Genomic DNA, 17473 nt, shown 5'->3' on the forward strand with positions numbered 1-17473 from the left:
CCTTCGAGTACCCCCAACGACCGGGACTCCCTCGCAGGCGACGGGCGTGATGCCCTGGACGGGTGCGCCACGACATACGCGTCGTCAACAGAAAGAGAACTGACCACCTCATGATTTCCGCCCCGACCGTCGAAGAAACCGGCCGCCTGCCGCTCGTGATCTACGTGCTGGCCGTCGGAGTTTTCTTGATGGGCACAACCGAATTCGTCGTCGCCGGCATTCTTCCCGAGATTGCGGGTGACCTCGGTACGTCGATCGCGAACGTCGGCCTGATGATCACCGTCTTCGCGATCGGAATGATCGTCGGCACGCCGGCGATGGCGATCTTGACACTCAGGGTTCCTCGACGCGTGACCTTGAGCTCGGCGCTGGTTGTTTTCGCGATCGGACACGTCATCGTCGCGCTCTCGTCCAACTTCGGACTCATTCTCGGCGCCCGCTTCCTCACAGCCGTGGCGACGGGCGCATTCTGGGCAGTCGCCGCAGTGGTCGGAGCAAAAGCGGCCGGCCCGGCGTCTTCCTCGCGCGCGCTCGGCATCGTCTTGGGCGGAGGCATGCTCGCGAACGTTATCGGTGTTCCGCTCGGCGCTCTGGCCGGTCAGACCGTCGGGTGGCGTGGTCCTTTCTGGGCCCTCGCCGCCCTCGCACTCGTTGCCGCGGCCGTCGTCCACCGATTGGTACCCGCCGACACCGACTCCGGTGCGGTGCCGTCCTGGCGAGCGGAGATCGCGAGTCTACGGGACGGACGCATCTGGCTCGTTCTGTCCGGTTGCGCCGTCGTGTGCGGGTCGTCGCTGGCGGCGTACAGCTTCATCTCTCCGCTGTTGACCGAGAACACGGGACTTGCTGCGTCGGCAGTGCCGCTAGTGCTTGTCGGCTACGGACTCGGTGCGTTCGTCGGCTCCAATCTCGGCGGTCGACTCGGTGCGAAGCATCAGTACGGGGTCTTGTTCGTCTCGGCAGCGATGACGTTTCTCGTACTCGGGGCGCTCTGCCTCTTCTCGCACAACGTGATCGTGACGGTGATTCTCGTAGTCATGCTGGGACTGTTCGGCATGTCGACCAATCCCATCCTGATCGGGATGGCTGTGCGTTATGCCGATCAGGCGCCGACGATGGCTTCTGCTCTCAGCACCTCGTCGTTCAATCTGGGCACGGCGGTCGGCTCCTGGATCGCCGGGTTCGCGTTCGCCTCGAGTCTCGGTGCCACTGGGCCGGTGTTGGTAGGCACCGGCGTTGCCGCTCTCTACTTTCTGCCGCTGATGATCCTGTTGCGCAAGGAACGCACGAAGCGCACCACCGTCGAAGTCGTCAACTGACGACCCGATCAACCGTCGCGCAGTTCGTCAGCCGTCCGTCAGCGACCGCTCCGACACGTGAGGCGCAGAGTCCGCATCCTCACTGGCTGCCAACGAGGCGAGCAGCTGCATCCGTTCCGCGGAAGGCGATCCCGGCTCCGCGGTGTAGATCGTGAGTATCAACCCTGGCTCGGCGGCCATCTCCAAACCTTCGAAGGCAAGCGTCAGCTCGCCCACGGCGGAGTGGTGAAAAGTCTTGAATCCGGTGCCGTGATGGCGGACGTCGTGCGCGCCCCACCGACGCCGGAATTCCTCACTCCGAGTGCTGAGTTCACCGATCAGATCGTGCAATTCCTTGTTGTGAGGATCTCGCCCGGCCTCGGTTCGCAGAATCGAGACGGTCACCTCGGCAAACGCGTTCCAGTCCGGATAAACTCGAAAGCCCTATCGTCGAGGAACGTGAAGCGCGCGATGTTCGGGGGCTGCCCCGGCATGTCGTACAGGTCCTTGTAAAACGCTCGCGCGAGTGGGTTGACCGCAAGAAGATCCATGCGACCGTTCCGCACGAAAGCGGGTCCTGCGGTGACTGCATCGAGCGCCCACTGCAGGCTCTGATGGGGCTTCCAGCCCTTCGCATTTCGCCGACGCGGGGGCCTGGCTACCGGGCTTGCCGCGTGCGCGAGATCAAAAAGGTGGGCGCGCTCGGCGCCGTCGAGTCGTAAGGCCTTCGCGATACTGTCGAGTACACCCGGCGATGCGCCGCTGATCGCTCCGCGCTCGAGCCTCGTGTAGTACTCGACGCTCACGCCGGCGAGGGTTGCCACTTCACTTCGACGTAGACCTTCCACGCGGCGGTTCGATCCGGCCGGAAGTCCAACTTGTTCGGGCGTGACTCGGGCGCGCCGCGAGGTCAGGAATTCGCGTACTTGCGCTCGATCGTCCATGCCATCGAGCGTAAGTCAGTGACCGGTAGCGAGGGAGTCCCTCGCAGTACCACTATCGCGCGGGACTCCCGCACGCCGCCGAATCGTGATCAGGTTGAAGTGACACGAGAAAACCGATGGTGAGGAGCCACGTCATGCGCGCTGTCGTCATGCATGCCCCCGGCGACGTCCGGGTCGAAGAGATCGAAGCGCCGGTGATCGTCGAACCGACCGACGCGATCATTCGCGTTACAGCCACCTGCGTCTGCGGTTCCGACCTCTGGCCGTACCGCGGCATCGAAGAGCTGAATGGCCCGACGCCGATGGGACACGAATACGTGGGCGTCGTCGAACAGGTCGGCCCCGACGTCAACGACATCGAAGTTGGAGACTTCGTCGTGGGCTCGTTCGTCGCGTCGGACAACACCTGCGAAATCTGCGAGGCCGGCTTTCAGTCTCGCTGTATCCACCAGGTCATGATGGGCTCGGTCGGCACCCAATCCGAATACGCTCGCATCCCGCTCGCGGACGGCACCCTCGTCCCTGTCCACGGAGAGCCGACCGAGCGGCAGGCCCGCAGCCTCCTTGCAGCCTCCGACGTACTCGGCACCGGTTGGTTCGCCGCCGTAGCTGCGGAAGCCGGACCTGGCAAAACAGTCGCCGTCGTCGGCGACGGCGCAGTCGGACTCCTGGCGATCCTCGCTGCCAGACAACTCGGCGCCGAGCGGATCATCGCCATGTCACGTCACGCCGACCGGCAGGCACTCGCCACGCAATTCGGCGCCACCGACATCGTCGAAGAGCGGGGCGACGCGGGCATCGCGAAGATCAAGGAACTCACCGGCGGCTACGGCGCCCACTCGACCGTCGAAGCCGTAGGCACCCAAGAATCGATGATGCAGGCTATCGGAGCTACCCGCCCCGGCGGACATGTCGACTACGTCGGGGTATCCCACGGCGTCGAACTCGACGGCATGAACCTGTTCTTCGCGACGGTGAGCCTGCTCGGCGGTCCCGCGCCGGTCAGGCGATTCCTACCCGAACTGATCGAGCTCATCATGACCGACCAGATCGACCCAGGCATCGTCTTCGACCTCACTCTCCCGTTGGAGGACGCCGCCGCCGGCTACCAGGCGATGGACGAGCGGCGCGCCACCAAAGTGCTACTCACCCTCTGACCGATAACAAAGGCTCACGAGTCAGAACTGGGCTCTCCACGCCGATCGAGGAACGTCTCGGCTACCAACGAGAGGCGCTCTTGGTTTACCGAGCAGCATGTTCACTGATCACAGCGAATGCGTATGACGCCGAAGGTGAGGATGGGTACTTCTATTGGTGCGCAGTCGCTTTGATCCCAGAGGATGCTACGCGACTGATATGCACCCCCACCGGCGGAAACCGATTGTACGAGTGAATGTTTCAATGAGAGCGACTCGGCGCTACTTTGCAGCAACGAAACTCGTCTCTACCTACGGTTGCGTACTGAATTCCTTGTGGGGCAGGCTTTCTTGTGTACTGCTGACGAGCCGTATCTGCTGACGAACCGTATTGCTGACGAACCAAGGTCGGAGAACAATGGGTCACTACAAAAGCAACGTGCGTGATATCGAGTTCAATCTGTTCGAGGTGCTCGGGATCGGCGAACTGTTGGATGCCGGCGCTTACGGGGACCTCGACACCGACACTGTGCGCAACATTCTTGCGGAAGTAGCGAGACTGGCAGAAGGCCCGGTCGCCGCGTCCTTCGCCGACGCGGATCGGAACCCTGTCGAATTCGACGCACCCAATCACGCAGTTGTGGTCCCGGAACCTCTGCGCAAGACGGTCGAGGCGGTGAACGAGGCCGGTTGGTCGCGACTCGGCCTACCAGAAGGCATGGGTGGTGTTCCTGCTCCTGCACCGTTGGTCTGGGCGATCGGCGAAATGTTGGTCGCGGCAAACGGATCCGCAAGCTTTTTCAACATGGGTCCACTGATGGCGAGCGTGCTCTACACCATCGGAAACGAACAGCAAAAACACTGGGCCAAAGAAGGATTCGAGCGCGGATGGGCCGGAACGATGGTGCTCACCGAACCAGACGCCGGATCCGATGTAGGCGCAGGCCGAACAAAGGCAATCGCGCAGGACGACGGCACGTGGCACATCGAGGGCGTCAAGCGATTCATCTCCGGCGGTGACGTCGGAGACACGGCCGAGAACCTCTTCCACTTGGTGCTTGCCCGGCCCGAGGGAGCCGGTCCAGGAACCAAAGGTTTGAGCCTGTTCTACGTTCCGAAGTCCCATTTCAACTCGGACACACTTGAACTGGGAGAGCGCAACGGTGTGTACGTCACCGGCGTCGAGCACAAGATGGGTCTCAAGTCTTCCCCGACTTGCGAGCTCACCTTCGGAGCGACGGACGTTCCTGCCGTCGGCTGGCTCGTGGGTGATGTCCACAACGGTATCGCCCAGATGTTCCAGGTCATCGAGAACGCTCGAATGATGGTGGGCACCAAGGCTACCGGAACACTGTCCACCGGCTATCTCAACGCCCTCGAGTACGCGAAAGAACGAATTCAAGGCGCAGACCTCACCGAGCTGACAAACAAGACCGCGCCCCGCGTGGCCATTACGCACCACCCCGACGTCCGACGCAGCCTGGCGATGCAGAAGGCCTACGCCGAAGGCCTCCGAGCGGTCTACCTCTACACCGCTGCACACCAGAATGCCGATGTCGCCGAGTTGGTTTCGGGTGCGGATGCCGAATTGGCGGCGCGGGTCAACGATCTGCTGCTGCCGATCGTCAAGGGCGTCGGCTCCGAGAAGGCCTACGAACTGCTCACCGAGAGCCTGCAGACCCTGGGCGGCTCCGGTTATCTTCAGGACTACCCCATCGAGCAGTACATCCGCGATGCCAAGATCGACACCCTGTACGAGGGCACCACGGCAATCCAGGCGCAGGACTTCTTCTTTCGAAAGATCGCACGCGACCGCGGCGTTGCGCTCGCTCACGTAGCCGGTCGCATACGAGAGTTCATCGACAGTGAGGCCGGGAACGGTCGACTCAAGGCCGAGCGAGTCCTACTCGAGACCGCCTTGACCGACGTGCAGGAGATGGCCGGGACGCTCACCGGGTATCTGATGGCTTCCCAGGACCAACCCTCCGAGTTGTACAAGATAGGCCTCGGCTCGGTGCGCTTTCTGTACGCGGTAGGCGACCTCCTCATCGGATGGCGCCTGTTGGTGCAAGCGGAAGTCGCGTTGGCAGCCTTGGACCGTGACGCGTCGGCAAAGGACCGGTCGTTCTATCGGGGCAAGGTGGTGATCGCGTCGTACTTCGCCAAGAACATCCTGCCTATCCTCGCGTCGACCAAAGAAATCCTGGGTTCCCTCGACAACGAGATCATGGAACTCGAGGAAGACGCATTCTGACAACGTGCCACGCGCGGTATGGGTGGTGCGCAACTCGGAATGCTTGCTGCGTGATTCAAACGTGGTCGTGAACCGGCGACGGAATCTTGTTGGAACGGTAAGAGTCTGCGCTCCGGTTCGGCCGCCAGAGACGCCAGTGTTTCGCGGACAACCGGAACGGGAGATGGTCTTGTAGGTGACGAGCACCGGACGACAACCGTTCGTCTGCAGGCAGGTTGAGCCACAGGGACAGTGAGGATGCCGCGTTGCCAAGGGTTGCGCGTATGCCTGAGTCACCCAGAGTCCGGCCGTATCCATCCACGGCAAAACGGCCGAACGCGTCGGGGGTGATGTCAGGGTACGGCGCGCGCGTGTTGGGGTCGATCAGGCGTACGGGCGTGCTGCAGGTCAGTGCCGCCAAAGAACGTCCGTGGGTTGTGACCGCATCGGAACCAACGAGGGCATCGAGCGCTTCGTTGACAGAACCAGGTGGGACGTTCCATTCGGTATGGGTTTGCGCTTTGTAGCGGGGCCCACCGAAGAGCTCGGTAGCGAACGATGACAACTGCGCGGTCGGCTCGGATGGCCCCCTCTGGTAGATCTCGAACGTCCACGACGGCAACGACACTGGTTCGGTGCAGGATTCCAGGAATGTCTGCAGCCGCTGAAATGCAACATCGGGACGCTTGACTCGAAGCGAGTGTGCACCACCGGCGGACCCGGGCAACCCGTCGTATGTCACTACCTCGGGCAATGTGATGTTCGGTGTCCGCGCCGTCACAGGTTAGCCAATCGCGAAAGCACTACCCCGGCTGGTTCCTCCGTCGCGTGGCGATAGCCAGTACCGGCCCACAGGTGCATTCGCTCGGGATCTGCCTGCGCAACAGCGGCTTTGCGCATCGGGTTGGTCAGGTGATGGATGGCCGGATACCCGATGGGCGCTTGTGCGTCGTAGCGATCGATGAACTCGTTCCGAAGCGCCCGTGCAGGACGTCCCGTGAAAGCTCTTGTGACGACCGTGTTCCCGCGGGACGTGTCGGCCAGAGCTGCCTTGTGCGGAGCCGAGGCACCACTCTCCTCGGTGCGCAGCAGCACAGTACCGACCACTGCCGCGTCCGCTCGGGCACGTAAGGCAGCAGCGACGTCGGCGGAGGTCGCCAGTCCACCGGCCGCCAATAGTGGAACCGACGTGCGGTGACGGATTTGTGCGATCAGTTCGGTGATCGGTGTTTCTGCCGGAACCTGCAGGGGGGTGAGCGTTCCGGAGTGGCCGCCGGCAGCCGACGATTGCACGACAAGCAGATCGGCACCGGCGTCGACGGCAAGGACCGCCTCTGCCTCCGAAGTCACTGTGAGGACGACAAGTGAACCGGCAGCGCGCAGCGCCTTGATGACGCCGGGTGCGGGAAAGCCGAAGGTGAAGCTGACCACCGGAACCGGGCTGGCCAGGAGCAGATCGATCTTGTCCTCGAAGTAGTCGTCGTCTTCGACCGGCTCACCGTCAGCCAGTGTGATGCCGTAGCGATCCGCCTCGACCTGGATCGCCCTGGCATAGGCACGGTAGGCATCGACATCGACAGGCACCGGGTTGGGCGCAAAGACGTTGACACCGAAGGACACTCCCTCGGCGCGCACGGCGTCGATCTGGTCGGACAGAGCCTGAGGCGTCTTGTACCCGGCGGCGAGGAAGCCGAGACCGCCTGCGCGAGAGGCAGCAGCAACAAGTGCCGGTGTGGAAGCGCCGCCGGCCATGGGGGCTGCGATGACAGGGACCTTCAGGTCGAGATCGGTTGTGAGTGCGCTCATTCGAACATCTCCAGTCCTACGTCGGGTAGTGCTCCGGCGGTTTCGTCATCTGACATCAAAACTACCTCCTCAGTCGAGGTGGCCGTCCGAGGGTCCGCATCGAGATCGGAAGGGAATCGGAACCGCAAAACCGCGGCGGCCACTGCTGCGCCCAGAACGACGGCCGCACCCAACAGCAGAGCGTCGCGATACCCGTCTCGCAGCAACGGAGTGACAACGAGTGGGCCGAGAATCTGACCGACGCTGTATCCAGCGGTCAGCAACGCCACGGCGCGTGGGAACTGCAGGTGCGCGCCGATTGCCAACACAATTGACCCGATACCAAGGAAGGTGACACCGAACAGAAAAGCTGAAATCAGTGCGGGGCCGACGCCTCCGATCACAGCAGGAAGCGCTATGCCCACCGCCTGAATCAACAGGGCAACGAGAAGCAGAGTCGGCCTCGACCAACGCAGGCTGAGCCAAGCCCACAGGGCGCACGAGGGAAATGCGGCCAGACCGACCACTATCCAAGCGCCGCTGCCCACCCATTCTGGAGCGGCGAGATCGATTGCGGCAACAAGGAACGTGCCCGCGATGATGTAGCCGATGCCTTCCAGGAAATAACTGATGAACAAGGCAGTGAACCCGCGTTGGGGAGTGGGAGTTCCCGGCGCGTCCGGTGTGATGGCCGGACGCGGTTCCGGCGTCAATCCCCAGGCTGCGACCGCACACACCACTGCAAGGGCCGCAGATGCCAGCCAGGCTGTACTCCAGGTACCGATGAAGCGGACGACCAACACGAGGACCCCGGACAGGGCGATACCCAACCCAACTCCGCCGAATCCCCATCCGGCCAGAAATTGGGACTGCCCCCGAAGGTGCGCGTGCAAAGCGCTGACGGCGATCATGAAGACGAGGGCACTGGCAATGCCTGCGACGAGCCGCAGGGCGAACCAGATGGATCCGTCGTGGGTAGTGGGCATGAGCGCCAAAGTCGCGATGAGGACCACCAACGACGTACGCATCACCGCTGCCGAGCGCACCACGCCGGGAATGAGGATTCCCGCGAGCGCGCCGATCAGGTACCCGACGTAGTTGGCCGTCGCCAGGGTGGCGCCGAGCAAGGCGGACAGACCGGACTGCGTGTGCATCAACGGCAGAATCGGTGTGTAGACGAATCGACCGATTCCCATGCTCGCCGCCAGCGCAGCGGCAGCTTGGACAGCGTGCGCTCGCGGGGAGACGCCGTTGTGGATTGTGGTCATGGTCTTATCGTGTGCCCCGGCCGCGCCGAACCGCCACGACCGCTTTGCTCCTGACTGATAGGCACAACCTCCCACCGCACGTAGCATGAAGGATCGTGGAGCTGCGTCAGCTGAGATATTTCGAGGTCGTCGCCGAGGAATTGCACTTCGGCCGAGCCGCGGCGCGGCTACTGATAGCCGGGCCGTCATTGTCGCAGCAGATCATGGCACTCGAGCGCGACCTCGGCGTCAAGCTGTTCGTCCGCGACCGCCGTTCCGTCGCTCTGACGCCAGCCGGCGCGGCCTTGCTCCCTGATGTCCGTGCGCTACTCGAGAGTGCCGAGAATCTGCGACGCCGCGCGGAGCGTCTGTCCGGAGCGGAGCCCGTCCGGATCGGCTACGTCAATTGGCTCCCCACGGATCTGATCGCGCGCACTTCAGGGGTCGCGCAACTGCACGTCGACGCCTGGGTGGTGCCTTCGCACGCGCAGGCCGCGCGGGTAGCGGACGGCAGCCTCGACCTGGCGATCGCCTGGGTGCGGAAAACCGATGTCGCCCAACATGCTCTGAGCGCAAGACTGCTCGGTGCGGATCGGCTGTACGCGGTCTCCACCGGAGAGGACACCACACCGGTGCGGGCACGCGACGTCGTCGTACTCGTCGACGACGACACCACCTCCTGGTATTCGTGGAACGTCTACGCCGAAGAATTCGCTCGCGATACCGGCGCACAGATCCTGCGCATCAACGACGGTGGTATCACCGGTCCGGCATTCTTCGATCACGTCCGTGCCGTCGGCCGTCCGGTCGTCAACTCGCCCAAAGGGCAGACCATCACGCTGCCGAGCGATCTCACGGCACGCCCGATGATCGACCCGGCGGCAATCTGGACGTGGTCACTCCTGTGTCGTGAGAACGAAACGCGCCCTGCCGTTCTCGCGGCCGTCGACGCTCTCACCGGCGGTGCCACTGATCTCGGAATCCACGAAGACGGGATATGGCTACCCATGGACGATCCTTACCGGAGGACTCGATGACACGGCGCGCTATTCGAGTTTTCTGGGGACGACGGCCGGAATCGGCGCAGGCCGTGGCCTCCCGGTGGCGTCGGACGTTGGAGCAAGTCGAATTCCTGTTGCCCGAGGTGGTCGACGGGTCGTGGCAACAGATCCATTCCGCTGGACCTGCTACTGCCGTGACCGTCGACCAGTTGGCACAGGCCCTCGAGAACGCGCAGGCCGCCGAAGACTGGTCGGATCGTCTGGGAATCGGATTGAGGCTCGTAGCCAGTGGAGGGCCCGAATGGGGGCTCGAACTCTCCGGCTTGGCGGGCGGCGAACCTGAAATCGTCCTTCAGTCGATGATTATTGCCGTCAGCGCGCCGGACACCGCCGAAGTTCCTGAGACAGAACTACTTCGGATGCTCGCCGCGGTGTGGGAACCGGACTTCGGAGATGTCACCGACGACGACATCCTCGACGCTCTCGAAGACGAGTCCGACTATCGCGTCGGTGATCCCGTGATCGGCCGAGTCGGCTACCTCTCGTCCGCTCGCGCTGACGCGATCCCGGGTGACCTCGCAGCAGGCGTTGCCGCGTTACCGGGCGGCGTGTTGCTACAGATCGGGGCCGTCGATGGGGTCGTTCGGGCGTACGAGCGCCTGCGCGAGACCGGCGCACTCGATCCGCTTCCGCGTCCACTGGACCGCGCAGTCCTCTGAAGACGGTTACCGTTTGTCGAGTTTGGGTAGCCCGGGCGTCGGAACGAACTCTCACCGCGGCACTACCGCCGAAAAATGAACCGAAAGGCCCACCGCATGGTTGACGTCACCCGCAAATTCACCGCCGAGGTACCGATCGAAAAGGCTGCGGCGTTTCTCCGCGACTTCGCCAATGCGCCGACGTGGGATCCGGGCACCGAGAGCTGCACGCAGATCTCCGACGGTCCTGTCGGCGTCGGAACCCAGTGGCACAACGTGTCCAAGCTGTTCGGCGTCACCACGGAACTGACGTACACGCTGGTGACCGACGAGCTGAATCACGTTGTTCTCGAAGGAAAGAACAAGACTGCCACCAGTACCGACGACATCACCTTGACTTCGGTGGGTCCGAACTCGACCGAGATCGAATATCACGCGAACGTCGAGTTCAACGGTGCCGCCAAGATTGCGTCGCCTCTCCTGAAGGCGGGATTCGAAGCCAAAGTGGCACCGGAGACGGTGAAGAAGATGACGGAAGCCCTCGAAGCGCTCTGACAAGTCCGTCAGGTTCTTGTCACTGTGTGTTGCCGCCGCTCGCGCCACCGTTGCGAGCTTCGATGGCATCGATGGACTTCGTGAACGACTTTCCCAGCACTTGGGTGCCGACGAGTCCGAGTACCGACGCCAGGAGCTTTCCCTTGAGGTTCTTGCCGTCCCGGACCACGACGGCATCGACATCGGTCAGACCCGTCGGTTGCCGGGTCAGCGTGTAGGTATGGCTCGACGCCCCGCCCCACAGGTTGGAGTCGGTGGTTGTCATCACGACGCGGTGCGGGTCGGTCCAGTCGTAGTGCAGACGCTCCCAGATACCACTGGAGCCCTCGGTGACATCAGCATCGTGGGGTCCTTGTTGGTGCACTTTCAGGTAGCTGTCCGCACTGCGGCCGAAGATTTCCTCACGGCCCGGGCCGAAGTCGGTCAGGCCGGCAAGGACCTGTTCGGGCGTCGCAGTGGTCGTCTTGTGAAGATGGATCGTGGTCATGGCGCCTTCTTTCAACTGTGGATGATCCGGTGCTGAAAAAGCCGGGAAGTGACTCATCCAGCACACCACTCACACGAAATGAATGAAAGAGAATTGCTCGCCCTGTCTCGATCTGCTGTCTCGATCCGCTATTCGACGCCGCGCCGGCTGGCAGTGATTGCGCCGTGCGGCCTGTAGCCGCTCCCCGTCCGGGTATGGGTCTCGATCACGTCGAAACCCGCTGTGACCAGCACCTCGGCAAGTTCGGTCACCGGCCATCGATAACCAGTCGTCGCGGCATGATCAAAAGGCTCTACCGTTGTGCCTTCGAAGAAGCCCACCAGCAACCCACCACCTGGGCGGATCACGCGCGCGAATTCAGCGAGCGGTGCCTCGATATCTTGCGGGTGATGGTGAATGAGCGAGTACCAGGACAGCACGCCGCCCAGTGAATTCGTTTTCGCGTCCAACGCCTCGAAGCCCCCGACCTCGAAGGAAAGATCCGGGTATTGGTTGCGTGCTCGTTCGACGAACTCGGGCACGAGATCGATCCCGCTCACAGCCAGCCCGCTCTGGGCCAGGAAGTCTGTCCACTGCCCCGGCCCGCACCCGGCGTCGAGCACGGGGCCGGTCAAAGTGGCAGCCCAGCTGGTCACCAGGGCCCGATCAGATACGTGCGTCGAATCCATCGAGCCGAAGAGGTCCGTGTACTCCTGGGATCTGGCCGAATACGACTTTCGGACTACGTCGCGGCGCGTTGCACTCGAATTCTCCACGCCGTCAATGATTATCGATGTGCACCATTCCTTCGCCACAACTCGCCGAACCGAAGGTTCATACTCTGTTGAAGGCCTACGGTCACGACCGGAAACTGAGGTCACACGGTGGAAGAGAAAGAACTGGCGGCGAAGATCCGCGAACTACTCAGTGCCCGATCGGCCGAGTCGAGCATCTGCCCCTCCGACGTGGCCCGCGCAGCAGCACCCGACAATTGGCGTCCGCTGATGGAACCCGTCCGAGAGGCTGCCCGCCACATGGTGGCCCACGGCGAAGTGCAGATCACCCAAGGCGGCGAAGTCGTCGACCCGGAATCCGTACGAGGTCCGATCAGGATTCGGTGGGCTCGTTGATCAACCGCGTGACTTCTGGCGGCACTGCTCTCGCAGCGTGTATCAGCGGAAACGGTCCAGATGCTCACGCAGGAACGCATCCAGGCTTCGTGGCTCACGCCCCAGGACACGTGCCACCGTGTCGGTGGGTGACTCCGGGCGCGAGACGGCAAGTTGCTGGATCTCCAGAATGTGCTCGGCCAGCCACGGAGGCATGTGGGCATGATCGACGAGGTTTTGCCGAAGTTCGTGCGGTGGCAGGTCGATATATTGGACGGGGCGATCGAGCATGCGGGTCAGAGAATCGGCGATGCCGCCGTAGCCGACTGCCTCGCTGCCCGTCAGGACGTAGGTACCGCCGGCGAGGTCGGCGCGTGTGAGCACGGCCGCGGCGACGTCACCGATATCTCGGCAGTCGATCCAGTTGCACGGCGCGTCCCGCATCGCGCCCAGAATCACCCCTTGCGCAGCCACCGCCGGAGCCAGGAGCAACAGATTCTGCATGAACGCATAGGGGCGGAGCAGAGTGTGGCGGATCCCGGATGCGCGCAGGTGTTCACCGACAGCGTGGTGGCCGCGGGAGAGAGCGATGGGGGAGTCGGCCGCGGCGGCGGGGTCGGAGATCTTGACGATGTGTTCGACGCCGCTCTCGGCGGCTATGTCGATCACACGCGTTTCGAGCTCGACCTGTTCGAGTCCGTTGGCCATGGCGAGGAAAAGCTGTTCGGCCCCTTTGAAAGCCGTCCGTAGCGAAGTTGGGTCTGCGGCATCGGCCGGCACTACTTCGACCAAACCGTCGGCCAAGTCGCCGAGGTGGGCGCTCAGCCTGTCCGGGTCGCGGGACAGCGCTCGGCTCGGCACACCCGAGGATGCGAGACTGTGTAGCAACGCGCCGCCTGTGGTTCCGGACGCTCCCATGATGACGATCATCGTGTTCCTTTCGGTCTTCCCCGGGAAGCCGGGGATCGTTGACATGTGTTGTCTGTCAGGGATTCTGACGGCGCCATCGCCAGCTGACGATGACGGCAGCGACAGCGGCAGATATCGGTAGATCGAGTTGCAGGCGAGCAAGCCAAGCAGTGTCGACCACGCTCGTGTGAGCTGGTAGCCAACGGGAGGCGAACCACCCGACGAGACCAGCAATCACAGCGGCTCCGACGGCAAGAATTGCCGCCACCATGATGCGAGGCAGGGCCGTGGTCCACGGCCGTGACCTCCCGCGACGCAGCAGCCAGGAGCCGATCAGCAACGCCACCACTGCCGACGTGCCCGCGATGGACGTAAATGCCGCCATCGTGAGGCCCGATTGGCCGGATGCGACTCCGCCCGCACCCGCCATCAGCGCAGGGGCAAGGTAGGCGACCAGCACCTCTCTCCACAGGATGAAAGGTCGTGCGCCGCGACGATCGGCAACCGGGTCGAGTCGATTGGAATCGGTTATCTCCCTTTTGTTTTCGCGACGGATCGGTGGGGTGAGTCCGGACATGAAGGAGACCAACTTTCCGATTATAATTAGGTGGCTAACTATTTGGGCATGAAAAGAGAAATCTCTGTCGAGAATTGACGACGATTCGAATCGCTACGCGAATACTTGGAATCCCAGCCGACTACTCCGCAGTCAGCACACCGATACCGCGAACGACCCGCGAGAGCAGATCCAAAAAAACCGCTCGCTCGTCGACAGTGAGCTCGTCGACCATTTCCTCGAGACGAGCAAAGTGTTCGGGCGCCATGTCACGTAAACGCTGAGCGCCGCGAGCAGTCAGGACGACCACCGCACCACGCCCGTCCTCCGCGGACGGACGTCGAGCGACCAAACCCTCCTGCTCGAGCCCATCGACCAAGCCGGTGACCGTGGCTCGCGAGACGCCGAGATCAGCCGCCAGACGTGAGGGAGATTTCTCCCCGTCGTGGTCTTCCAGATCCGCAAGCAGTCGGTAACGGCCGGTCGACAGCCCATACCTCGCGAAGTGAACCTCAGTCGCTCGACCGAGCCGCGCGCCCGCCGAGATCAGCCGCACCGCAACCAGCACCGCCTGCGGATCGGACCCGAGGCCGTAATGCTCCAACTGCCGCCGCGCCTGATCCAAAGTGGGTGAGTCGTGATCGGTTCCGTCCACTGCCATGAAACTAATATGGCACCTAACTACATTCTGGTCAACCCGCCACCAGAGCTAGCTTCAAACGCCGAACAATTCCTGCGGGGCCGCATGGCAGTCCGGGTGATTGCCGGGATAGGGCAGGACCTTCTCGAGGGCGAGACCAATCGAGAAGGCCGTTTGGTCGTCGTACGGTCGCGTGACTATCTGTGTACCGGTGGGGATTCCGTTCCGAGCGAAACCTGTGGGGATTGTCAGCACCGGGCAGCTACTCAGGATGTTGAAGGTGATGGCCGGTACAGCCTCGAGGTAGAACTCCAATTCTGTTCCAGCCACATTGATTCCGTGCCCCACGTAGTCGTCGCCGGCAAGAAAGCCCTCCGTCGCCACTGCCGGAGTGATCAACGCGTCATAGGTATCGAACAGGGATCCGACCGATGAATACAGTTCGGCTTCGATCGCGAGCCCGTCGAGGAAAGTCGCATCACCACGAGTGCGACGTGCCCACCGCGCGAATTCCTTCGCGTACTCCGTGACCTTGTCGGGGTGCGCGGACGCTTCGGCAGAGATCGAAGCACCGAACACGTGGTCGTAGTGAATGGCGGCCGCACGCATGATTGCAGCGCGGGACAGGTCGACTTCGATGATCTCCGCGCGTGCACCCAGAGCGGTGAGGGTGTCCACCAACTTCGCCGTGTTCTCGGCGATGTCCGAATCAACCGGCCAGTCACCCAATGCGGGAATCACGGCAATCCGCATTCCCGCGCACGAACGCGTTGCGAAGGTAGGTAACTGCGATGCCGGTACGTGCGAGGCAATGTCAGTGGAGGTCGGTCCCGCGATGACCGACTGCATTGTGAGGCAATCACTTACGGTGCGCGCCATCGGACCGCAGTGGCAGTAGCGATCGAGATTGAAGGGCGGATCAACGGGGACACGGCCGTGCGGTGGCTTGAACCCGACAATTCCGTTGAGTGACGACGGAGTTCGGATCGAACCTGCAACATCGGAACCGGTAGCCAAGTGCGTCATACCGGTGGCAAGTGCGACTGCCGATCCACCGGAAGACCCTCCGGAGGAGTATTTCGTGTTCCACGGATTGCGAGTGACGCCCCACAACTCGGACTGTGTGAACGCGGCCGAGGAGAATTCGGGTGCCGTCGATCGCGCGTGGACGATGGCACCGGCGTCGACGATCCGCTGCACGAAAGTCGAAGTGTGGGTGGCGATCAAGTCCTCATAGACCTTGGACCCTTGAGTCCACGGTTGGCCTTGTACCGGTTCATCCTCTTTCACCACAACGGGAACACCGGCGAGCGGAAGGCTGACATCCGAGCCGCGGGCGTAGTGGCGTTCCGCTGACTTCGCTTGTGCCCGCGCAGTATCGAAGAAAGTGTGTCCCACTGCGTTCAAGGTTGGGTTGAGCGCCTCGATACGTTCGATGGTGGACTCGAGCACTTCCACCGGAGACAGCGATTTGTCCCGGTAGCGTTCGAGCAACTCGGCCACATCCATGAATGCCGAAGCGGGTGTCTGGTGCATATCTGTTGTCCTGCCTCTATGAAGGTTTGTGTAGGCGATTAGGTTGTCAGTTCGCGCTTGCCACGACGGGACTGCGGAATGTCGCGAGCAGCATTGCCAGAGTTGCGATTCCCGCGGCTGTCCAGAAGACCGTTTCGGAACCGGAGTGGTCGTGAATGCGTCCGCCCGCGAACGCTCCGAGCGCGATGCTTGCATTGAAGACTGCAACCCATAGAGCAGAAGCGGCCTCGCGGTGAACGGGAGCTGCTTGTGCAATCCATGTTTGAGTACTCACCGATGCACCACCGTAGAAGAGGCCCCAAGCCGCCATGAGCAGAGCAGCTGCGATCAAGGTGGTAGCCGAGATCGGAAACAGGGCGAGTGTGACCGCTATTCCCACGCTGAGGCTGACGACCACCGCCTTCGGGGACTTTGCAGCGGACGGCCCGGCGATGAAGTTGCCGACGACACCGAATGCACCGTAGATCAGGAGCATTGTGCCGACCTGCGAAGCGTTCAACCCCGCGAAGAACTCCAGCCCCGGACGCACATAGGTGTACGCCGCGAAATGAGCGGTGACGATGAGCGCGGTAATCGCGAATCCGACCCGGACTCCTGGGTTCCGAAAGGCCGCCACGAGACTCCCGAGCGACAAGGCCCGATCAGCTGGCATCGTGGGTAGGACAGCGATCATGGCGATCGCGATCAGCGTCGCCGCGCAGCTGAGAGTCCAGAACGCCACGCTCCATCCGGCGACTGCCCCGATATACGTCCCAGCAGGGACACCAAGAACTGAGGCAACAGCGATTCCGCTGAAGATGATCGTGGTCGCCAACCCGACGGATCTGGAACCCACCAATTTGGGTGCCAGACTAGCGGCGAGTGCCCAGACTCCACCCATGCTCACGCCTAGAAGGACGCGAGCCACAGCGAGGACAACGAAGCTCGGAGCAAGGGCCGTGAGGGCGTTCGCCGCGGCGACTACCAGCATCAGAACGATAAGCGTCGACCGACGATCGAAGCGCCGGGTCACGATGGGCACAAACGGGGCAGTGGCCGCTGCCACCAATCCGGTAATGGCCAGTGAGAGCCCGATGGTCCCTTCACTTTCCACCAGAGCAGCACCGATCGGGGTGAGTAGCCCGACCGGCATCATCTCTGCCGCGACAACGATGAAGGTGGACGCTGCGATCAGCGCGACCGCAGCCCAGTGGTTCTCGATGGCGTGTGCGTGGGTTGAGGACGTGGACGCAGGGCTGTTCTGTACAGATGCGGAGTGGGGCATGTAACCAGAGAAGCTCCTGCACGGCGATGGATCAACGGCGAATCGCTCATCCAACCATTAGCTCAATTCATCGATGAGCCATGATGGAGTGGTCGA

17 protein-coding genes and 1 pseudogene are annotated in these 17473 nt (G+C 62.7%); 7 read left to right on the forward strand and 11 right to left on the reverse strand.

Going from position 1 to position 17473, the window contains the following annotated elements:
- Positions 1-110: 110 nt before the first annotated feature.
- Positions 111-1319, forward strand: coding sequence for an MFS transporter (locus G9U53_RS06670; RefSeq protein ID WP_165638496.1), 1209 nt, complete (start codon positions 111-113; stop codon positions 1317-1319).
- Between the two features lie 27 nt (positions 1320-1346).
- Here G9U53_RS06670 and G9U53_RS06675 read toward each other — a convergent pair.
- A pseudogene (locus G9U53_RS06675) lies at positions 1347-2242 on the reverse strand (helix-turn-helix transcriptional regulator).
- 134 nt (positions 2243-2376) lie between these two features.
- Between G9U53_RS06675 and G9U53_RS06680 the strand changes: the two are divergent.
- Positions 2377-3399 (forward strand): zinc-dependent alcohol dehydrogenase family protein, encoded by a 1023-nt coding sequence (locus tag G9U53_RS06680; protein WP_165638497.1) that lies wholly within the window; start codon positions 2377-2379, stop codon positions 3397-3399.
- Between the two features lie 397 nt (positions 3400-3796).
- Complete coding sequence (locus G9U53_RS06685) at positions 3797-5632, forward strand: acyl-CoA dehydrogenase (RefSeq protein WP_021333262.1); 1836 nt, start codon at positions 3797-3799, stop codon at positions 5630-5632.
- Positions 5633-5687: 55 nt separating this feature from the next.
- On the opposite strand, the gene G9U53_RS06690 is transcribed toward G9U53_RS06685, so the two are convergent.
- The 3 genes from G9U53_RS06690 to G9U53_RS06700 are packed head-to-tail and all read right to left on the reverse strand — an operon-like array spanning position 5688 to position 8664.
- On the reverse strand, positions 5688-6392 hold the full coding sequence (locus tag G9U53_RS06690; protein ID WP_065456484.1) for a hypothetical protein: 705 nt from the start codon (positions 6390-6392) through the stop codon (positions 5688-5690).
- Positions 6389-7417 (reverse strand): nitronate monooxygenase, encoded by a 1029-nt coding sequence (locus tag G9U53_RS06695; RefSeq protein WP_007735606.1) that lies wholly within the window; start codon positions 7415-7417, stop codon positions 6389-6391. Before G9U53_RS06695 ends, G9U53_RS06690 begins: the two co-directional genes overlap by 4 nt.
- Complete coding sequence (locus G9U53_RS06700) at positions 7414-8664, reverse strand: YbfB/YjiJ family MFS transporter (protein ID WP_242692438.1); 1251 nt, start codon at positions 8662-8664, stop codon at positions 7414-7416. The genes G9U53_RS06695 and G9U53_RS06700 overlap by 4 nt, the downstream gene beginning before the upstream one ends.
- A gap of 95 nt (positions 8665-8759) precedes the next feature.
- Here G9U53_RS06700 and G9U53_RS06705 point away from each other — a divergent pair, with 95 nt between their 5' ends.
- The 3 genes from G9U53_RS06705 (at position 8760) to G9U53_RS06715 (ending at position 10897) form a co-directional block, all read left to right on the forward strand.
- Entirely contained in the window at positions 8760-9680 is a 921-nt protein-coding gene (locus G9U53_RS06705; RefSeq protein WP_030537169.1) for a LysR family transcriptional regulator, read from the forward strand.
- Positions 9677-10363 (forward strand): hypothetical protein, encoded by a 687-nt coding sequence (locus tag G9U53_RS06710; RefSeq protein WP_058039373.1) that lies wholly within the window; start codon positions 9677-9679, stop codon positions 10361-10363. The genes G9U53_RS06705 and G9U53_RS06710 overlap by 4 nt, the downstream gene beginning before the upstream one ends.
- A gap of 96 nt (positions 10364-10459) precedes the next feature.
- Positions 10460-10897, forward strand: coding sequence for an SRPBCC family protein (locus tag G9U53_RS06715; protein ID WP_007735601.1), 438 nt, complete (start codon positions 10460-10462; stop codon positions 10895-10897).
- A 19-nt stretch (positions 10898-10916) separates the two neighbouring features.
- On the opposite strand, the gene G9U53_RS06720 is transcribed toward G9U53_RS06715, so the two are convergent.
- Together G9U53_RS06720 and G9U53_RS06725 are read right to left on the reverse strand one after the other, a co-directional pair.
- Complete coding sequence (locus tag G9U53_RS06720; RefSeq protein ID WP_020971317.1) at positions 10917-11384, reverse strand: hypothetical protein; 468 nt, start codon at positions 11382-11384, stop codon at positions 10917-10919.
- 128 nt (positions 11385-11512) lie between these two features.
- Positions 11513-12139 (reverse strand): class I SAM-dependent methyltransferase, encoded by a 627-nt coding sequence (locus tag G9U53_RS06725; RefSeq protein ID WP_007735599.1) that lies wholly within the window; start codon positions 12137-12139, stop codon positions 11513-11515.
- A 108-nt stretch (positions 12140-12247) separates the two neighbouring features.
- Here G9U53_RS06725 and G9U53_RS06730 point away from each other — a divergent pair, with 108 nt between their 5' ends.
- Positions 12248-12493, forward strand: a complete 246-nt coding sequence (locus tag G9U53_RS06730; protein WP_021346052.1) for a DUF3253 domain-containing protein — start codon at positions 12248-12250, stop codon at positions 12491-12493.
- Between the two features lie 42 nt (positions 12494-12535).
- On the opposite strand, the gene G9U53_RS06735 is transcribed toward G9U53_RS06730, so the two are convergent.
- The 5 genes from G9U53_RS06735 to G9U53_RS06755 form a co-directional block, all read right to left on the reverse strand.
- Positions 12536-13447: an NmrA family NAD(P)-binding protein gene (locus G9U53_RS06735; RefSeq protein ID WP_230587623.1), complete on the reverse strand. Its 912-nt coding sequence runs from the start codon at positions 13445-13447 to the stop codon at positions 12536-12538.
- A gap of 10 nt (positions 13448-13457) precedes the next feature.
- On the reverse strand, positions 13458-13958 hold the full coding sequence (locus tag G9U53_RS06740) for a hypothetical protein (RefSeq protein WP_007735596.1): 501 nt from the start codon (positions 13956-13958) through the stop codon (positions 13458-13460).
- Between the two features lie 121 nt (positions 13959-14079).
- Positions 14080-14598, reverse strand: coding sequence for a MarR family transcriptional regulator (locus G9U53_RS06745; RefSeq protein WP_165638498.1), 519 nt, complete (start codon positions 14596-14598; stop codon positions 14080-14082).
- A gap of 54 nt (positions 14599-14652) precedes the next feature.
- Positions 14653-16113: an amidase gene (locus tag G9U53_RS06750; protein WP_165638499.1), complete on the reverse strand. Its 1461-nt coding sequence runs from the start codon at positions 16111-16113 to the stop codon at positions 14653-14655.
- A 46-nt stretch (positions 16114-16159) separates the two neighbouring features.
- Positions 16160-17377, reverse strand: coding sequence for an MFS transporter (locus G9U53_RS06755; RefSeq protein ID WP_165638500.1), 1218 nt, complete (start codon positions 17375-17377; stop codon positions 16160-16162).
- Positions 17378-17473 lie beyond the last annotated feature (96 nt).

Origin of the sequence: Rhodococcus sp. D-46, assembly GCF_011290655.1 — a bacterium.
GTDB classification, from domain to species: Bacteria; Actinomycetota; Actinomycetes; order Mycobacteriales; family Mycobacteriaceae; genus Rhodococcus_F; species Rhodococcus_F qingshengii.

Bases quoted from the DNA above. Each gene is read 5' to 3' on its own strand.
- G9U53_RS06670 (WP_165638496.1), top strand. From the start codon at position 111: ATGATTTCCGCCCCGACCGTCGAAGAAACCGGCCGCCTGCCGCTCGTG.
- G9U53_RS06680 (WP_165638497.1), top strand. From the start codon at position 2,377: ATGCGCGCTGTCGTCATGCATGCCCCCGGCGACGTCCGGGTCGAAGAG.
- G9U53_RS06685 (WP_021333262.1), top strand. From the start codon at position 3,797: ATGGGTCACTACAAAAGCAACGTGCGTGATATCGAGTTCAATCTGTTC.
- G9U53_RS06695 (WP_007735606.1), bottom strand. From the start codon at position 7,417: ATGAGCGCACTCACAACCGATCTCGACCTGAAGGTCCCTGTCATCGCA.
- G9U53_RS06700 (WP_242692438.1), bottom strand. From the start codon at position 8,664: ATGACCACAATCCACAACGGCGTCTCCCCGCGAGCGCACGCTGTCCAA.
- G9U53_RS06710 (WP_058039373.1), top strand. From the start codon at position 9,677: ATGACACGGCGCGCTATTCGAGTTTTCTGGGGACGACGGCCGGAATCG.
- G9U53_RS06715 (WP_007735601.1), top strand. From the start codon at position 10,460: ATGGTTGACGTCACCCGCAAATTCACCGCCGAGGTACCGATCGAAAAG.
- G9U53_RS06720 (WP_020971317.1), bottom strand. From the start codon at position 11,384: ATGACCACGATCCATCTTCACAAGACGACCACTGCGACGCCCGAACAG.
- G9U53_RS06735 (WP_230587623.1), bottom strand. From the start codon at position 13,447: ATGTCAACGATCCCCGGCTTCCCGGGGAAGACCGAAAGGAACACGATG.
- G9U53_RS06740 (WP_007735596.1), bottom strand. From the start codon at position 13,958: ATGTCCGGACTCACCCCACCGATCCGTCGCGAAAACAAAAGGGAGATA.
- G9U53_RS06745 (WP_165638498.1), bottom strand. From the start codon at position 14,598: ATGGCAGTGGACGGAACCGATCACGACTCACCCACTTTGGATCAGGCG.
- G9U53_RS06750 (WP_165638499.1), bottom strand. From the start codon at position 16,113: ATGCACCAGACACCCGCTTCGGCATTCATGGATGTGGCCGAGTTGCTC.
- G9U53_RS06755 (WP_165638500.1), bottom strand. From the start codon at position 17,377: ATGCCCCACTCCGCATCTGTACAGAACAGCCCTGCGTCCACGTCCTCA.